This is a genomic window from Bacillus sp. AFS053548, from assembly GCF_002575105.1.
Lineage (GTDB): Bacteria > Bacillota > Bacilli > Bacillales > Bacillaceae_G > Gottfriedia.
The window spans coordinates 72900-87661 of sequence record NZ_NUHI01000028.1 but is presented as its reverse complement, the minus strand read 5'-3'; the positions used below and the strand labels follow the sequence as shown (position 1 = coordinate 87661).

Here is a 14762-nt window from a genome sequence, read left to right as displayed (position 1 = left end):
TGCTGGGCACACATAAAAAAAAATCGACTAAACAGCCGATCTTGTTGTTGAACTAATGCATGCGTTAGTTGCATTAGAGTTATTTATGTATTTGTGATATGGAAAAGGTTTGTACTGCTTCTATTATTACAATTACCGATAAGACAAATAAGGTAATTGACAAAATTTTCTTTTTTAAAATATATTGCTCTATCCCCGATAAAAACATATATAACGCAAAAGTTATTTCTATAAGTCCAGAATAGAAAAACTTAACGGGAGGATATGATTTTAAAGAAAAAATAAAAAATACTGTGACTGGAATTCCCAATATCATTTGAGTAATTATGATAGGCTTTATCCTGTTTTTGAAATAACGTTCGCTAAATGTCATTAAACGTAATCCCTCCTTTCTGAACAAAAAATATGTCTATGCAGTCAATCATATTGTGTACTAATGCATTTTCGTTACTTGCATATCAAAAAAATGAAGACAAAGATAAAAGTAATAAGATGATGCCTGAGCATAATGAAATGTAACCTAAAAGTTTTGGTTTTACAAACTTTATAGTATTGAAACTTCCAATAATAATTGAAAGTGAAATTAATGGCAAAAACATTGGATTTTTAGTATTCGTAACTAGGCTAATTATGTACATCACCAATATAAATATAGCAAGTAATAGATTAGCATATGCTAATGTTTTTCTTGATACCAAAACCCTCTCCCCCTAATAGCCGATTACTACTTCCTTTAATTATACCAATACAGTAAGTAATTTTGATTTGGGGGAATTTCACCTTTTCTCATAGAATTTTAGACAATCCTTATGGAACTAAACTGCCATTTTGTTCAATAAAAAAGGACCGACAAAATCGTCGATCACGTTTTTCAACTAATGCATGAATAAGAATTATTAATCTACCAACAACTGAGTCCTGTTCTACTATCATTCGTGTCTGTGATATAGGATAGATTTTCATAATTATTTTCAAATGCGTTCATATACAATTTTTCTAATAAATCAATGTCTTTACAATATATATCTGTATATGTGGAATCAGTTATCAATAAACATAATTGGCAATCGCTATTTAAAAATTCTTCGTATGTTTTTATTTCAATTTTATCTTTATTTTCGGGAAAAGCTTTTAAATCTGCAAATATTAAATAGTATTCATTATTTTTTATTTTATCATCAAATTCTGGACCAGTTAAAACTTGGATATCTTCTGGAAAAAGAGGTTTATCCAATTCTTTTTCAACTACTAAATAAGACTCTTCACCGATGATAAACCAGTTAAAATCCTTAATGTTCACTGGTTTCAATATTTCGGCTATTAATTGTCCACCAAATTGATCTGGATTTTCAAAACTAATACCTCTTTTCAAAATATACTTCTCCTTTTACTTTCTTTGATAAAATAACAACTTCTTATGTAACTAAAGCATGCGTTAGTGGAATAAATGCAATCAGAGAAATGACAATTTTAAGTCACTTCACCTTTAATCCAAAAGGTTTAATTAGGATTTGTAAAATAAAAGTAGATAGCTAGTATGTAAATAATTAAATGAATCACCGCCCAAACTCTACCTACTAACATTAAACAACCTTTTTCACTTTTTAAGAAAGTAAGTATTCCAAGTGCTAGTATCACAGTGAAGATATATAAAGGGCTATAAATTAATTGAGCCAATAAAATAGTTATTGGCACTTCTTCTAATGCGGTCATGTTGCCTCCAATTTATTAATTATGTAACTAACGCATTAGTTAGTTGAACAAATTATTTTATAATTGGATACCTATTTTCTTCTGCCCAATCAATTATAAATGATTTTTGACGTGGATTTAAGTTAGTAGGAAGTTCTGTCTTTCTGAAAAAACGATGTTCTCTGCTTTCAACATCTTTTTGTTTTAACTCTCCTTTAAATTGTTTAGATTTGAAAATTATTTGAACACTGAAAGTCTTATCTCCATTAGGATATTGAACAAAACATTTTTCTCCTGAATAAATACCAAACAACTCTAAATCAGTTATGATTAGCCCTGTTTCTTCAAAAGATTCCCTTTTTGCTGTCTCTTCAAAGGTTTCTCCAATTTCCATAATTCCACCTGGAATACACCAATTGTCTTCGTCAGTTCGATGTTGCAATAATATCTGTTCATTATCCTCTATAATTATCCCACAACCAACAGTTAATAGGGTTTCGTTACCAATATATTTTCTCATTTCTGCTATGTAATTCATCGACTTCTCCTTCATTAAAACCTTTTCTCTTATATTTCGACAAAGTAGATAATTTTTCCTTTTACTATTCAACTAACCTGCCATTTACTTTAATAAAAAAGAACAGCCTTTGGCTGCTCTTGATCTTCAACTAATGCATACGTTAGTTGTATAATTTTTTCATTTTCTAATCGGTCCAATATTGTTTTTAATATCATATTCAAGTTCTTTAATTTCTAATTCCCATTTATCAAGTGTATCATTTAAGATTTGCTTGATAAGTTTGTGGGAATATAATTCTTTATTTCGATCTAATTCAAAGTTAAGCTCTTCTTTTTCTTTTTTAAGAAGTCTTACTGTTTCAATTTTTTCGGGTACATTCATATATTCATAAATTAGTCGAATTCTTCTATCCATAAAATCACCTCCATAATGAAACACTTCAAATTCTTAAGCAACAATAGCATGTGTTAGGTACTTAAGGAAATTTTAGTTTTCACTCTCCAATTGGCTAATTTTCTTAGTTCTAGTACTTTATTCAAATTTCGGATTACGCTCTGATTTTTCCATATATATTTCATATTCTCTTTTCTGGTCTTTCGTCATTGCTCTAGGGTATCTAGCATCAATAACATGTGCTCCGTTAGGTGCTTTGATATCAAAAATACTTTGAGAAATATTGGCATTAAAATCTAGTTTAGTTATTTTAGAACTTTCATTTCGAGTATGATCAGGATTGATTTCAATTTCTCTTACCAAAAAATCTGTTTTTTTATCAAACCATAATTCTATTTTTTCTGTATCTGATGGTTGAACTAAATATTTATTAACTGTACGATTAAAAAAGGTGTCTGTTCCGAGATCTTTTATTTGTGAAGAATCTAATTCTAAGAACATTTTTTTTGCCTCTAAATATCCTTCACCATCGTTTTTTTCGATTAGGAAAATATTTGATTCCTTATCGTATGAAGCAATGATTTTTCCATCTGAAATTGAATAGTTCCCATTTTGCCACTCATCTCTTTCCTTTTTTCCAGAAATATAAGTAGTTAGAGTATCACCATTCTTATACTTTTCAACTGCCATAAATTTAGTATTAGATGGGAGATTATCCATTTTCTCAACCTTGTCTTTAAGTAACAAATTTAATGCCGTTTCAATTGATGCTTTGACGGGTGGAATAGTCATTGAACTGAAACCCAATACAATGATTACACAACAAGCTACAACTGGTTTTTTCCAACTCTTCATTGATTTTTTCTTATTAATTGTTTGTTTTAAAGCTCTTTTTAATTTAGCTTTTTCAAATTCACTTACTTCCATTTCCTCATATTCATTTACATCTATGTCAATCTCATTTAATAATGCATAAATATCTTTCATACAATACTACCTCCTAGATTAAGATTCGTAGCTTTTTTAGAAAGTTTCTTTTTTCCTCTATAAATCCGATTATCAATGGAAGCTTTAGTCAAACCGAGTTTTGTAGAGATCTGCTCCGTTTTTAATCCTAGAAAGAACTTCATAATAAAAATATCTCGATCAAGTTGATCTAATTGATCGATTAATTTAATTAGCTCAGATTTATCTTCCAATTTAATTAATTCATCTTCAACTGATTCTTCAGCATTCAAATCCATATATTTTGAAGGGAACTCTTTTTCTTTACTAATTCTCCTGTAATAATCGATCGACTTAAATTTTGCAATCGCACAAATCCATTTCTTGAAATCGCTTGAATTTCCATCGAACTTTTTCGAATGGTGCCATATTGAAAAAAAAATATCATTTATACATTCTTCTATAATTCCATCATTTTTAAGGGGAGCGAGAACCTGATTAGCCACTCCCTTTATTAACGGCAAGTATTGATCAACTATAAATTCTAATGCATCTTCTTTTTGTCGCTGTAATCGCTGGATAAAATTTTTATCATTAGACTTCATTTAACCATTCCCTTATTTTTTTGGTAAAAGATTTTACATATTATAAAACGTATTAAAAACGATTTTTTCTCACAATTTTAAAATAAAAAAAGCATTACTTCTTGATTATCGAAGTAATGCATGTTTAATTCTATTTTCACTTTAAAAAGACCTTTTTTTGTTGAACTAACGCATGCGTTAGTTGTACAAGATTCAGTTATTAATAATGTATTTTTCCCAGCCAATAGTGATTATTTCCTCATCAGATGGTTCTTCAATTTCTATGTCAGTATCAAAAATTGATGTTGCTAAGTTCTTATTTTTTATCATATTGGGATGTTCCCACCTGGATTCACATTCATCACAGCATACAAAAAGCGATTTCAATTTTTTATCTTTTAGGATTTCTACCCAACCTTGATCACAAATCGGACACCAATCAACTTTATTCTTATAATACTCCATTAAAATCATCCTTTTATTAAAGTACTTAAGCAACTATCGCACTGCGTTAGTTCAATAAGGAATCTTATCTTTCATTTGTAGGAAGACATAAATTTATCTTCCAAATCAAAAAGAGTAATTCCTGTTGTTTTTTCGAAACTTTCCTCAAATTTCCCTGATGAGTTAGTTAAATTTATTATTTCTTTTATAATTCCTTCTCCATAGTTATCTACAAGATATTTTATAGCGAAGTAACTTTCCATATATACATTTGTGCCATCTTGAAATCTTGCTGTTTGCCACTGTTCCCCATCATATAATGAATCAAAAGATACTACTTTGAAATTGGAAGGCTCTACGATTGTTTTATCATTTCCGATGTATTCAGCTATCCCCTCATTAAACCATAATGGGTAAGCTGAAGCACCAGCTTTTGAACCTGCTACCATTTGACTAAATATATAATGAGTGTACTCATGTAAGATAGACTTTTGAAAGAAATATAGTGGTGTTTCCTTTCTTTCTAAAATCGATTCTATATCGTCGTACTTTATTGCTATTAATTTGTCAAAATCCGAATAAAACCCTGACACATCAATAAGACCACTTAACTCCTGTAACTCTTTTTTATCTTTAAATACGATTAGATCAACAGGCTTTACTTCTACTTTTCCAAAGACTTTTTTGTTTTTATTTATCGCCCAATCTAACGTTTCCTTCGTTATTGGAATGAGTTCTGAAAAATCATTTGGATAGTAAATAGTAATATTATGATATTTTTCTTTTAATCTATTTTCTTTTAATGCCTTTTCAGTTTTACCCTCAAAATTCGCAGTCAGAAACATTCTAATCGATTGAATATACGGTATATTTTCATGAGTTTTTTTCTCCAAAGTTTTGTGAATAAAAACACCCACACCAATGACAAATAAAACTAAAATAAGTATTATGCTTGATAAAGTGATACTGAAAGTTTTAATAAGTTTTTTCATTTTGCTAAACCTCGTAAGTTTCAGGGATAATAGAATTAATAAATGTAAGAATATTCCCATTTTATCATTAAATTTAAATAACCTGCACTAGATTTTCGTTAATTAAAACGAATTGCTTAGCTATTTCTTATTCAACTAACCTGCCATTATGTTTAATAAGGAAAAGGAGTTTTGTTCAAATGATTGACCCAAATTGACTTTATTTGAAGGCAACATAAAAAGGGTCTTCTTCTTCATTTAGTTGTTTTTTTATTTATTATTTGAAATTTGACCACGTAATTCCCTCATGCCTCCTACTGGAAATAACCTACCTCTTATCTTTCACTCTTCAGGTTTGCAATTCTCCACCTATAGTTTATTCCAATTGTGCATCTATTAGCTTGTCTAGGCTCAATTATATAATATCAATCTCTTATATATAAAAAATAATGACCCAAATTAAAATAGGGTCATTTCTATCTACATAACACAAATTTGTTGAAGTACCTTAAAGTAATCATCATTATTTCTCCATGCATACGAAGCATTATTTAAATGAAATGGATTGTGCCCCGACCAAAAATGTAATCCCAAATCAACTAAATAATTTGTACCTTCTCCATCATTTAAAGAATACACCAAATTAGAATTTTCCTTATTAAAATACCAATCAAATGGTCCATGTAGACGCTCAGTGAAATCGATACGATTAAAAATTATAGGAATAGCAGCTATATAACAAGCCTTTTTATAGTCTTTATGATCATTTTTAAAATATTTTAATAAGAATTCATAATTGTTCTCGTGTTCTGGGCAAATAAAGTACATTAATTTCCCTCCTTATTAAAAGCCGCTTGATAAATTAATTAAAATAGTATATGTGGACAGCATCTGTTTCATGATTACTGACTATTTATTAAATAAAATGAGATAGATCAATAAACTTATATTTAAAACACAAATATTTAAAGGGAATATTCTTTATATATCGAAATTATGTTTAATAAAGCTTGATTCGGAGGGAAATTATGTTACTTGACCTGGGTGAAAAAATGCGGGAATTACGGCTTCAAAAAGGGTATGGTTTAAATGAATTTGCTAAAATACTAAATATTTCACCGAGTTACTTAAGTCAATTAGAAACAGGAAAAACGGAGAATATCTCATTCTCCCTACTTCAGAGATTGCAAGAAGAACTTGCCTTACTTCCTCTAAATATTGATGAAAACTCAAGAATTAGTCGTCTATTTCAACAATTAGACTTGCTAAGAGAAGTGGACAATGTTTCTTATGAATTTGTTTTATTTAGTTTAGAATCAAATATTAACTGGTTAATTGAAAAGAAAGTTAGATAACAGTAATCTCAGTTTTTACATTTTTGATTTAGTATTAGTTTATAAAAGTAAATAACATGCGTATTAAATATTATTTTTCATTCGAATATTCATCTACATTGTCGATTAGATATACTGGTTGTTGATATTTTTCGTTATAAGGATTAGTTTAGTATGCTGTATCTCATAAACAGCCATACTAAACTTCCATAAGTAATTTTTATTATCATCCTACAATAGTCTATTAGTTTTTTAAGCTGCGTTATCGTACATCAGAAAATAAATCACTATCGTTAATGTAGATTTATTTTAAATGTTAGTTTAGTAACATTTTTTTATTTTGGAAACTCCATATACTCAGTGGCTGATTTTACAAATAAACGCTGTTGTAAAAGACATGATACATCGGTATTTAAGTATAACGCTCCGACCTTATACATCTACCGTTATTTTAATTAGTTGCTATCCGATTTTTCCAAGTAATTCATTGGTGTTTCATCCTTACTTTATTTAATCCCATCCTTTTCCAAAAGTTCAGTTGCAACATATTTAGCTGTCTGCTTCAAAAATGGTTTACACATTTCAAACTGTTTCCCTGAGTATAAACATTTATATTTCTTTTTCTCTTCTGAATTTTCCCATTCGGCTCGTCTATCTGATAAAACATATTTTATTCTATTTAATATTTCTGATTTGTACTTAGTCATTACATTTATATCTAACACTGATTTCATCGCCTCGAATATTTGTTCCTCATTAAATGGAAGAGTGTGCCCTATTTCTTTCTCTTCTTCCACTTGATCAAATATTGTAAATTGTTCAAATTTTTCACCCTCTTTCACATTTTCTGCCGATTTTTTCTTATTATTAGCTGAATTCTTACTTCCTTTTTCTTTTAATGAAATGAGAAACTCACTCATAAACTGAATACTTGCTTCTAAACTATCTAACTTATTGTGAACTTCATTCAATTTAGTTTCTACCTCTTTCATTGATATAAGCTGTTCGGCTTGTGTTTGAAAAGCATGTGACATTTTTTGATCGATTGAAATTATTTTCTCTGTTAATGTATTCACTACGTTATGTATAGAATATGTCTGTTCAAGTAACTGGAGCATTTTTGGTTTTTTACTATCAATAAAATTAAACAATTCCTCTTCACTAATTTGATACTTATTTTCTTTTTTCTCACTTTTAATTAAATTATTACTTACCCACCTGTATGCAACCTGCTTTGAATGTGAAATATCATACTGTTCTAATATTTCAAATGCTTCATCAAATGTGTAATATTTCATGTATTTTCTCCTTAGATTGGTCATTTTAATTATGTAATTTTATGAGAGTGTAGTATAAAAATTGACTAAATGTTTTCATCAAAAATACAATCCAAGTTAATAAAAAAAATATTTTTATTTTATAAGATAGGTGTCATTGATTAGTTAATATTACTATTTCTTATTTTTTTTATCTCATCTGACTATTCTATTTGTCTTCTCTTTCATATATCAAAAATAGAGTTAAAGACAATTAAAAATTGAAAATGTTTTAAAATTAAAAGAAAATGTAGAACGCTTAGATACTTTCGTCATTGGTAGGACAAGTTTAAATCCCTTTATTCTAGCCATTTTTACTTAAGTAAATTTACTTAAGTAAATTCCAGTCGACAATTCTCTTGCAATTTCTAAAGCATCTTCTATAATTCTACTAAAATAAATTATAAATTTACCGAAACAATAAATCTTAATAACCGCGTGTCCAAAACCCCGCAAGCATAATTACCGAAAATTAAAAATCTAACAATTCTAAATTTATTAACCAATGGACATGAACCCTTGAAATCCATAGGTACAAGCACATTTTTTTCATTTTTTTTCGGTAAATAGGATGGAAACCGATCGCTTTCAATCCTAGTCACCGATAGGGATAAATATAGGTTTCCAAATAACCGAAAAAAACACCTTTTATTTTTGTCGAATCTAATAAAGTATTACTCAATTAAGCTAGTAAACAGAAATTAATCGTTCAAATTGTTCGTTTTTATCCCTCCTATACAACTTGTCCAGTTGGATCTCATTCGGATTTTAATTTTATAAATAAATTTCCTGCATGCAAAGAACGGTTCACCCCCTTCGTAAATCGTTGTTGGTATCATCTTTTTCATTTTTTTTCATTTTTTTAATCATTTTTAACTTAAGAATTGATAAAAAATAGATTTTTACAAAAAAATAAACCAAAAGCTTCATAGCCTTCGGTTTACGTAAATCCTTTTAATTGATTACTTATAAATGTAGCTTGCCATCTAGATCAACATATAATTCAGAAATTAACTCCAATATCATTTTTCTAAATTGAACATGATCATCATCTTCTGTTGATGGATATCCTTTAAAATGGATTGCGTGAGGACCTTCTGCATATGTTATTGCTTTTTCAAGCTGTTGTCGTTTTTGTTCTAATTTTCCAAGCTGATTGTACATTAGTTCTCTTTCTTTTTTCTTAAATAATTGATAATGAATTAGAGACTCCAAGAACAATGCATTTTCCTCATTTTCTTCTAGATCCTTCATGAACATTTCCTGAAGGAACACTTCCATTTCATCAATTTCAACGCTTACCTCGCTTGTTTGCTCTTTTAATTGACTAATTGTATCTTCGATGTTTTGTTGGTCAATTATTAATTGCTCTGTTGCTTTATGTAAAGCCTTCTCTTTGCTGGATGCCAGTAAGTTCGGTAATAATTCACCTTTAAAATAATCGTGAATCTTACTTGCTATTAAACTTAACGAGCATTGATCGGAGTCACAAAAATAATAGAGATCACCACCACCAACAGTCTTTTTCTGATTTTTCGTTTTTAATAATCGCTTACAATATTGACATCTTACAATATCCTTTAAAATGAATGGTGTATTGTACCGTTTTGGATTATGCCCTTTACTTTTCTTTTTTTCATACAATTGCATTACATATTCCCATTCTTCTATTGGAATAATAGGAATAATTGTTGGATTCCTTGCAAATTTCCACGTTTCACGATCAGTCAACTTATTCTTTTTCAACCGATTTGCAGTTATATATCCTGCATTAAATGGATTTGTAATAATCATTTTGATTTTATCCTTACTCCATTTTTGAACACCATCATTTAGCTCAGTTTGTACTTTTAAGACGATTTCATTAAAGCCATAACCACGTTTAAACCAATCAAATATTTTAATAACAATTTGTTTTTCTTCTTTCACAAGAGAGAATGTTTTTGTTTGACAATCATAACTATAGCCATAAGGAGCTTTTCCGCCAGTCCATTCCCCCCGTTCTTGCTTGCTTCGTAAAGTATCTGACGTTCGTTCACGAATGTAAATATATTCCATTCTCGTCATACCATCCTTTACTGCACGCGGAATTACCTCCATCGACGTATACAATTCCCTGTCCGATACACTAATTACTGGCATACCTAGTTCATTCATTTCTTTTCGAAACTGCTGATGTTCTACTGTGTCACGTGCAATTCGGTCATCCTTATAGATCGCTACAAAATCAAATTCTCTCATTTTCGCAGCAGCTTTTAATTTTTGCAATTCGGCTCGTTCTTTAAGTGGTGTTTTAACAGCTGATACCCCTCCATCTATGTATTGATGATTTTCCAAAAAGATACAATTATGTTCAGCTAAAAAATTCTCAACAGCATTTTTTTGCATTAAAAAGTCTTGTTTATCAGTCGAATAACGTGCATAAAAAGCTGCCTTTCGATTAGGTTGAAGTACCTCATGATAAGTTAACGGTTTTTGTGTCATGATTATACATCTCCTTTGCTGTAAAAAATGGATGTTTAAACTGAAAATCAATTTCGTATTTTCCGATATGAACACTTTCAATAATATCCGTATAAAAAATGTCCAATTCATCAATTGATAATTTCTCTAATAAATTTCCTTTAAATAGCTTATATGAGCCTTCAATTTTACCCATAAAGTCATTTATTTCTTCTAACTTCTCAAAATAAAAAGCTATTTCTTTCTTAATCTCTTTTAATTTACGGTAACACGCTACGAGATTATCTTTATGAAGTTGGCTTTTACTTTTAATAAACTTTTCCGTTCGCTTAATTGCTTCATCTTCTAATCCTTTGACCAATTGAATATATTTCTCAATGATCGTATTTAAACGATTTACGTTTGCTTTTTGCTGCCGCTTATAGAGCTCACTAAAATGGTTAGAGAGTAGATTTCGAAAGTAAAAGTCAGATTGAACTTTAATATTCTGCTCAACATCATCTACAAATGCTCTTGTATTACATTCCTCGTTTTCACACTTTACAATCCGATAGTTAGTACTACTCACCATTTGCTTACTTAAAACTAAATTCGCTTTACACTCCTTGCAATAAAGGAATTTTAGAATAGGACAGCGAAATTTAACTTTACCCTTTTTATTTTCGAGAATTTTTTCAAAAATTTCATTTGCATCAAGCCATTCTTTTTCTGTAACGATGGCTAAATCGTCGTATTTTCTCTCATATTTCTCGTTACCAAATTTCATGATTCGAGTGCCTGCATACATCATGTTACCAATGATTTCTTTTAATTGTGTCTCATCCCAAGAACGCTTTTCTCCTTTTTTGGTCTTTCGGATAAAGTTATTTTTCTTTAATTGTTTGGCAATTGAAGATGTGCTCTCATGATTATCATGTAAAATTGTATCAAAAATAGCTTCGACAATTTTAATTTCCTCTTCATCTTTCTCGATTGAAGGTAACTTATTTTCTACTTCAATTTTTTTATAGCCAAAAGGGAGATTACCGAGTTTAATTCCTTTTGTATAATTCGCAATCCTTGTTTCGAGAATTCGAAGCGCAATCTGTTTCCCTTCGTGCTCAGCCATTGCACCTAATATGGTTTCTAAATACTCACCAACAGGTGTGTACATCATCGGTGCTTCATTTTGTGAAGTAAAATAAACTTTTACATCATGCGTTTTAAACAGTTCGTACAATTCCAAGTGTTCTTGCACATTTCTTGCCAGTCGATCACGTTTATATACAACAATCCCTTCGATTAAGCCTTGCTCAATTTGTTTTTTTATTTTATAAAGTCCTGGTCTTTCTTTTAACCCTAGTTTCCTTGCAGACATATCAATGTCTTCAAACTCTTCATCAATGACGATCCGTTGCTTACTGGAGAAAGTTAGCGCCATTGCTTTTTGCATTTGAATCGAATTTTCTTGTAAATTTGTTGAATTACGATAATAGGCTACTGTCTTTTTCATTGTTCTTTTCACTCCTTTCATATTCAATATACGTTTGTCCATCTTTTTTAGACGCATTCGTGATAAGCATTTCTTTTGCTAATTCTACATATAGGTCGAACCACTTTGTTGCTGCACGTTCATCATAGACATAGCGAATTGATCCTATTGATAATTCATGTATTTCATGTTTTTTCATTTGATAAATTTCCTTTCAATTTATATAGATAGTATGACCAGCTAACAATTTGTTATTCTTAATTAAAAATAAATTGTTTTTATATAAAAATAATTTGCAATCTCCGCATACGCACTAAGTAAAAACCAAAAAAGACAACTGCCAAATTTATAGCAATTGTCCGAATTTCATCATACAAATGATGGAATGAAAGTTTTATTTTAGACGTGTAAAACGCTAGAGTGCCTAAAAATCATTACCAAAATATTATTCGACCTATTAAACAAAAGTGAGAAATCAAAATAGCTCCAAGGTAGGAACATTCTTGTAAACTATAGATTAAAATTTGGATGAATCGCTACTACACTAATTGAGCTGTGTAGAATCATAAATCCTAGTAGGAAAAATGAATATTATGGCTTCATTGCTTTGCGGTTTGTTTTATCATCTAGCTACTAAATTAACGATTTGTAATTTTACTAAGTAATGCATTTTTCAAGTTAAATAATAACAATAGATAGAAGGAAGAAAGCGCTATGTATTTCATTTGAACAAGAAATAAAGTAGGGAAATCTCTCACGAGACTCCCCCCTTATCAAACCGTACGTGCCCTATTAAGGCATACGGCTTACCCATATGTTTTTTTTAAAATGATTATCAAGAGGATGCGTTCCAGGCGTTTTGCATCTTTTGTACTCTTTTAGGGTTGAAGTATTCTTCACCCTTTTTTCTTGCACTCTTTAATTTACTTAGATACTTTCTTTTAGTTTCAGCTTTCATCTCGTTTAGATAGTCTTTAAGAGTGTAGTTATAAACTTTGTTTAGATAAAGCCAATAGCTAGGAATTAATTTAATGCTTATAAAATATCTATTATTCCATTTACTTCGCATCTTCAATTCTTTCCTTTGATTAGGATGCTTATGAATAAATGCTACTCGTAATCTCTTTCTTATATACCCATCTATTGATGATAAAATCCATCTCATTTTTCTAGTTTTGCAGTGACTCTTCTGTCCCATTTCCTCATTTGCCTTAATCGCTTTGACTATCGTTACATAGTAATTAACTTTTCCTCGTATGATTGGATTTACTCGATTAATCCATTCTTCTTTACTTAGAGTTAACAATTTTCGTGTCTTCTCCTTAATTTTCATTCGGAAGTCTTTAATCGATTCTTCTTTAGGAGTTACATGAAATTCAGGTTTATTGTTCTTTTCATTTGTTGTCCAATGATGAAATGTAAATCCCAAAAAGTCGAAGTCATCTTTCTTAAAGTCAACAACTCTTGTTTTCTCTTTTGAAATTTCTAATCCTAATTCCTTCAACTTTTCTTTAGTTAAAATCGCTGCTTCTTCGATTGTTTCTTTTGTTTTGGCAAACAAAAGAAAATCATCTGCATAACGGACAAAGCGAATACCATTTAGGTCCCATTCCCAGTCTAATTCGTTGAGGTATACATTCGCTAGTAGTGGGGAAATTACTCCACCTTGAGGTGTCCCATAATAGGAATGAATTAGTTTTCCTTCTTCCATATGTCCAATCTTTAACCATTGTTCAATTAGATTTAGGACCGTTCGGTCCGAAACGTATTTCTTTAATACCCCGATTAGTTTCTTGTGTGGAATATTATCGAAGAAACCTTTTATATCGCAATCGTATATATGATTGTATCCTTGTTCTATATTCCATAAGATTATTTGAAGAGCTCTTTGAACTCCTCTATTTGGTCGATATCCTACTGACCAATTATGAAATAGTAGATCCTCGAATTTGGGCTGTAACACGTTTACTAAACTCTGTTGAACAATACGGTCTTGGATTGTTGGAATTCCTAAAGGTCGTTTCTTTCCATTCTTCTTTGGTATGTATACTCTTTTAACTGGTTGTGCTTTATAGGTCTTTGTTTTCAACTTTTCAAGTAATGACATAATATTTTCATTCAGGTTAGATTCATAACTTTCAATTGATTCGCCATCAATTCCACCTGTTCCTTTATTCGCTCTTACTTGTTCAAAGCTTTGTGTTAATTTACGGTCGAATAATAATTGACCGTAAACACTGTGTAGTTTAAATTTCCACTCTTGATTCATTACGTATTCCATGCCTTTCCTTGATGTTCATCCAAACGGTTTTACCTCAGTAACTTGATTGTTAACATTCCATCTTGTCCATGACTTGGAGCCATAGGTCGTTCCCCTTCCGTTCATTCGATGTTATGGTCATCGAACTACTTCCGTACTATGAGAACGTCTGACTTCTCCACCCGTTCTTCATCACTTCGGATTTCCCTTATAGATTAGAACCCTGCCTGTTTGGTAAGGTAGAGACCTCACGGGGTCATCACATTTTCCTTCAAAACATACCCTGCACCATCACGTTATAAGCCACATTTCCTCGTTCTGACTTCTAAAGAAAATGCCATTTTAGTGGGCTTCCTCACTCTTCGGAGA

17 protein-coding genes are annotated in these 14762 nt (G+C 30.3%); 1 reads left to right on the top strand and 16 read right to left on the bottom strand.

Going from position 1 to position 14762, the window contains the following annotated elements; genetic code table 11:
* Positions 1 to 79 precede the first annotated feature (79 nt).
* The 11 genes from CN946_RS16475 to CN946_RS16425 all read right to left on the bottom strand — a co-directional run bounded on the left by CN946_RS16475 (position 80) and on the right by CN946_RS16425 (position 6377).
* Positions 80 to 373, bottom strand: coding sequence for a hypothetical protein (locus CN946_RS16475; protein ID WP_098862142.1), 294 nt, complete (start codon positions 371 to 373; stop codon positions 80 to 82).
* Positions 374 to 458: 85 nt separating this feature from the next.
* Positions 459 to 698: a hypothetical protein gene (locus CN946_RS16470; protein WP_097974759.1), complete on the bottom strand. Its 240-nt coding sequence runs from the start codon at positions 696 to 698 to the stop codon at positions 459 to 461.
* A 203-nt stretch (positions 699 to 901) separates the two neighbouring features.
* Positions 902 to 1372 (bottom strand): DUF2691 family protein, encoded by a 471-nt coding sequence (locus CN946_RS16465; protein ID WP_098862141.1) that lies wholly within the window; start codon positions 1370 to 1372, stop codon positions 902 to 904.
* Between the two features lie 128 nt (positions 1373 to 1500).
* Complete coding sequence (locus CN946_RS16460) at positions 1501 to 1713, bottom strand: hypothetical protein (protein WP_098862140.1); 213 nt, start codon at positions 1711 to 1713, stop codon at positions 1501 to 1503.
* A gap of 52 nt (positions 1714 to 1765) precedes the next feature.
* Positions 1766 to 2230 carry an NUDIX hydrolase gene (locus tag CN946_RS16455; RefSeq protein WP_098862139.1) on the bottom strand — a complete coding sequence of 155 codons (465 nt, stop codon included), beginning with the start codon at positions 2228 to 2230 and terminating at the stop codon, positions 1766 to 1768.
* A 159-nt stretch (positions 2231 to 2389) separates the two neighbouring features.
* Positions 2390 to 2626: a hypothetical protein gene (locus tag CN946_RS16450; RefSeq protein ID WP_098862138.1), complete on the bottom strand. Its 237-nt coding sequence runs from the start codon at positions 2624 to 2626 to the stop codon at positions 2390 to 2392.
* Positions 2627 to 2743: 117 nt separating this feature from the next.
* Positions 2744 to 3592: a LolA family protein gene (locus CN946_RS16445; RefSeq protein ID WP_098862137.1), complete on the bottom strand. Its 849-nt coding sequence runs from the start codon at positions 3590 to 3592 to the stop codon at positions 2744 to 2746.
* Complete coding sequence (locus CN946_RS16440) at positions 3589 to 4155, bottom strand: sigma-70 family RNA polymerase sigma factor (RefSeq protein ID WP_098862136.1); 567 nt, start codon at positions 4153 to 4155, stop codon at positions 3589 to 3591. The genes CN946_RS16445 and CN946_RS16440 overlap by 4 nt, the downstream gene beginning before the upstream one ends.
* A gap of 192 nt (positions 4156 to 4347) precedes the next feature.
* The gene (locus CN946_RS16435) at positions 4348 to 4599 is read right to left on the bottom strand and encodes a hypothetical protein (protein ID WP_098862135.1); all 252 of its coding nucleotides are present in this window, start codon (positions 4597 to 4599) and stop codon (positions 4348 to 4350) included.
* A 71-nt stretch (positions 4600 to 4670) separates the two neighbouring features.
* A complete protein-coding gene (locus CN946_RS16430; protein WP_176547353.1) occupies positions 4671 to 5570 on the bottom strand; it encodes a peptidase MA family metallohydrolase in 900 nt (299 codons plus the stop codon).
* A 459-nt stretch (positions 5571 to 6029) separates the two neighbouring features.
* Positions 6030 to 6377, bottom strand: coding sequence for a DUF2538 family protein (locus tag CN946_RS16425; protein WP_098862133.1), 348 nt, complete (start codon positions 6375 to 6377; stop codon positions 6030 to 6032).
* Positions 6378 to 6577: 200 nt separating this feature from the next.
* On the opposite strand from CN946_RS16425, the gene CN946_RS16420 reads away from it, so the two are divergent.
* The gene (locus tag CN946_RS16420) at positions 6578 to 6904 is read left to right on the top strand and encodes a helix-turn-helix domain-containing protein (protein ID WP_098862132.1); all 327 of its coding nucleotides are present in this window, start codon (positions 6578 to 6580) and stop codon (positions 6902 to 6904) included.
* Positions 6905 to 7389: 485 nt separating this feature from the next.
* On the opposite strand, the gene CN946_RS16415 is transcribed toward CN946_RS16420, so the two are convergent.
* The 5 genes from CN946_RS16415 to ltrA all read right to left on the bottom strand — a co-directional run bounded on the left by CN946_RS16415 (position 7390) and on the right by ltrA (position 14414).
* The gene (locus CN946_RS16415) at positions 7390 to 8181 is read right to left on the bottom strand and encodes a helix-turn-helix domain-containing protein (protein ID WP_098862131.1); all 792 of its coding nucleotides are present in this window, start codon (positions 8179 to 8181) and stop codon (positions 7390 to 7392) included.
* 984 nt (positions 8182 to 9165) lie between these two features.
* Positions 9166 to 10683, bottom strand: a complete 1518-nt coding sequence (locus CN946_RS16410) for a recombinase family protein (RefSeq protein WP_176547352.1) — start codon at positions 10681 to 10683, stop codon at positions 9166 to 9168.
* Positions 10655 to 12154, bottom strand: a complete 1500-nt coding sequence (locus tag CN946_RS16405) for a recombinase family protein (RefSeq protein ID WP_176547351.1) — start codon at positions 12152 to 12154, stop codon at positions 10655 to 10657. The genes CN946_RS16410 and CN946_RS16405 overlap by 29 nt, the downstream gene beginning before the upstream one ends.
* Entirely contained in the window at positions 12126 to 12332 is a 207-nt protein-coding gene (locus CN946_RS16400; RefSeq protein ID WP_098862128.1) for a hypothetical protein, read from the bottom strand. Before CN946_RS16400 ends, CN946_RS16405 begins: the two co-directional genes overlap by 29 nt.
* Positions 12333 to 12968: 636 nt before the next feature.
* Positions 12969 to 14414, bottom strand: a complete 1446-nt coding sequence (gene ltrA, locus CN946_RS16395) for a group II intron reverse transcriptase/maturase (RefSeq protein WP_286133955.1) — start codon at positions 14412 to 14414, stop codon at positions 12969 to 12971.
* Positions 14415 to 14762: the final 348 nt, after the last annotated feature.

Bases quoted from the DNA above. Each gene is read 5' to 3' on its own strand.
- CN946_RS16475 (WP_098862142.1), bottom strand. From the start codon at position 373: ATGACATTTAGCGAACGTTATTTCAAAAACAGGATAAAGCCTATCATA.
- CN946_RS16425 (WP_098862133.1), bottom strand. From the start codon at position 6,377: ATGTACTTTATTTGCCCAGAACACGAGAACAATTATGAATTCTTATTA.
- CN946_RS16460 (WP_098862140.1), bottom strand. From the start codon at position 1,713: ATGACCGCATTAGAAGAAGTGCCAATAACTATTTTATTGGCTCAATTA.
- CN946_RS16405 (WP_176547351.1), bottom strand. From the start codon at position 12,154: ATGAAAAAGACAGTAGCCTATTATCGTAATTCAACAAATTTACAAGAA.
- CN946_RS16435 (WP_098862135.1), bottom strand. From the start codon at position 4,599: ATGGAGTATTATAAGAATAAAGTTGATTGGTGTCCGATTTGTGATCAA.
- CN946_RS16440 (WP_098862136.1), bottom strand. From the start codon at position 4,155: ATGAAGTCTAATGATAAAAATTTTATCCAGCGATTACAGCGACAAAAA.
- CN946_RS16445 (WP_098862137.1), bottom strand. From the start codon at position 3,592: ATGAAAGATATTTATGCATTATTAAATGAGATTGACATAGATGTAAAT.
- CN946_RS16455 (WP_098862139.1), bottom strand. From the start codon at position 2,230: ATGAATTACATAGCAGAAATGAGAAAATATATTGGTAACGAAACCCTA.
- CN946_RS16450 (WP_098862138.1), bottom strand. From the start codon at position 2,626: ATGGATAGAAGAATTCGACTAATTTATGAATATATGAATGTACCCGAA.
- CN946_RS16420 (WP_098862132.1), top strand. From the start codon at position 6,578: ATGTTACTTGACCTGGGTGAAAAAATGCGGGAATTACGGCTTCAAAAA.
- CN946_RS16415 (WP_098862131.1), bottom strand. From the start codon at position 8,181: ATGAAATATTACACATTTGATGAAGCATTTGAAATATTAGAACAGTAT.
- CN946_RS16410 (WP_176547352.1), bottom strand. From the start codon at position 10,683: ATGACACAAAAACCGTTAACTTATCATGAGGTACTTCAACCTAATCGA.
- CN946_RS16400 (WP_098862128.1), bottom strand. From the start codon at position 12,332: ATGAAAAAACATGAAATACATGAATTATCAATAGGATCAATTCGCTAT.
- ltrA (WP_286133955.1), bottom strand. From the start codon at position 14,414: ATGGAATACGTAATGAATCAAGAGTGGAAATTTAAACTACACAGTGTT.
- CN946_RS16430 (WP_176547353.1), bottom strand. From the start codon at position 5,570: ATGAAAAAACTTATTAAAACTTTCAGTATCACTTTATCAAGCATAATA.